2 protein-coding genes are annotated in these 1,990 nt (G+C 48.9%); one reads left to right on the plus strand and one right to left on the minus strand.

Annotated features, from left to right (window positions below; all coding sequences use genetic code 11):
- On the minus strand, window positions 1–1,714 hold a 1,714-nt coding region (locus ACRCZA_RS01970; protein ID WP_438672804.1), incomplete at its 3' end, for a M61 family metallopeptidase.
- Window positions 1,715–1,875: 161 nt separating this feature from the next.
- On the opposite strand from ACRCZA_RS01970, the gene ACRCZA_RS01975 reads away from it, so the two are divergent.
- A partial coding sequence (locus ACRCZA_RS01975; protein ID WP_438672805.1) for an HIT domain-containing protein occupies window positions 1,876–1,990 on the plus strand: 115 nt, incomplete at its 3' end.

Consider the following 1,990-nt stretch of genomic DNA (forward strand, 5'->3'; position numbering starts at 1 on the left):
CTGTATCCTTAGGGGCCTCGGTGATGAGCAGTTCACCTGTCATTAATTCATCCCGTCTAAACCAATGCAATGGCAAGGTATGTCCGAGGGGAAATTGCTGTAATTGTGCCTCAAATTGGCTGGTGACCTGCAGATTATCTGCAGCAATTAATATATCCCCGGCGCTTAAGCCTGCCAGATGGGCGGGACTGTGTTGGGTCACATTGACAATTTTTAACCCTAGGGGCGCCGCTTGTGTTTTTGCGCCAAAGGCAATGGCGTGGCCTTGGGCGTGTAGACCGCCAACATCTTGGGCGCCTTGACTGGTGCGCAGGGTAAAATCAACTCCAAATTCGGCCAGTAATGGGGCAAGTGGGATATCGTCAGTATTGTTTAAATAGGCAAAGAGATCCTGACAATCACGGCCAAGGAGACGCGCGACAATTTGCTGATGGCAATGATCTGTGGTGCCTTTGTGCTTAAGGGCATATTCCTGCCAGAGGATCTGCATGACATCATCGAGGCTGTATTGGCCTTGGGTTTCTTGGCGTAAGGTCAGATCTAAATACAGCGCAAAGAGGGCGCCTTTCGTGTAATAACTGATGATGGCATTTTGCGCGTTTTCATCCTGTTTATAGAACTTAGTCCATGCGTTAAAACTTGAATCGATAATACTTTGTTTGAAGCGTCCTGGGCTTTTGTACACCCGGGTAAAGGTTTCACTGAGCATTGCTAAATAGCTTTGCTCATCCACCAAACCTGCTCGATAGGTGAGTAAATCGTCGTAATAGGAGGTGATCCCCTCATAGGCCCACAGCTGCGGCGTATAGGTTTCGGCCTCTAAGCGATAGGGTAAGAAGCACTCGGGTTTAATGCGTTTGACATTCCAGTTGTGGAAATATTCATGACTACAGAGGGATAAATAGGTGCGATAGTCGTTATTGATGGGCGCGTCCATGCTCAGGGGTAAGTCTTTTCGTGAACACATTAAGGCGGTCGAGGCGCGGTGCTCTAAGCCGCCAAAACCGTTATCAAGCACTGTGGTCATAAAGAGATAACGTTTGAAAGGGGCTGGCGTTCCAAAAAACTGGATTTGATATTCGCAAATTGCCTGTAAGTCTTTACAAAGTCTTGGCATACAGGCACGGTGCCGGCCGTTTAATACGATATCATGGCGCACGCCAGCGGCTTCAAAGCTGGCGAGTGTAAATAGCCCCATTTCGACAGGGTGATCGATAAGTTCATCGTAACTTTCAGCACAAAATTGGCCAAAGGTAAAGTCATCGCCACGGGTGCGCGTCATGCTGGTGGCAAGGCGCCATTGGCTTAAAGAGGGTTCCTGAGGGGGCGCGATGGTGACGCGGTGCTCGCTATCTTCAAAACCGTGTGCGGCTAAAAATACGCTGCTGCCATTAAAAAAGCCGTGAGTCATATCTAAGTGAGCCGTGCGCACCGATAGATCCCAGGCATACACTTGGTAGCTGAGGGTAAGTTCTTGGCCGTGCGTTTCAATAGACCAGGTTTGCTTATCGAGCTGCGTCAGTGTGAGTTGCTGGCCGCGCGCATCCTCGGCCTTGAGGGCAATAATGTTCTTGGCAAAATCCCGCACCATATAACTGCCCGGCAACCAGGCGGGTAGGCTGACGACTTGTACTGGTTGGGGATGGGGTATCCTCAGGGTGACGGCAAATAAATGGGCTTTGGGATCGAAAGGGCTGATGTGGTAATGGATCATAATGTTCCTGCAAAACCTAGGCGGATCGTGGGCATCATGCTGCCAAAAATGGCAACAACTGGCAAATGCAACGCAAAATATCTGAAGACACAAAGTGTTGAATTGTGAGTATACTATGCCAACTAAGCGAGATTATGCCAACTAACCTAAGGAGTTTCCCCATGGCCGAAGAAACGATTTTCAGTAAAATTATTCGTCGTGAAATTCCCGCTGACATTTTATATCAAGATGAGCTGGTCACGGCTTTTCGCGATATTTCCCCTAAAGCTCCCACGC

Origin of the sequence: Shewanella sp. (assembly GCF_051658185.1) — a bacterium.
Taxonomy (GTDB): Bacteria; Pseudomonadota; Gammaproteobacteria; order Enterobacterales; family Shewanellaceae; genus Shewanella.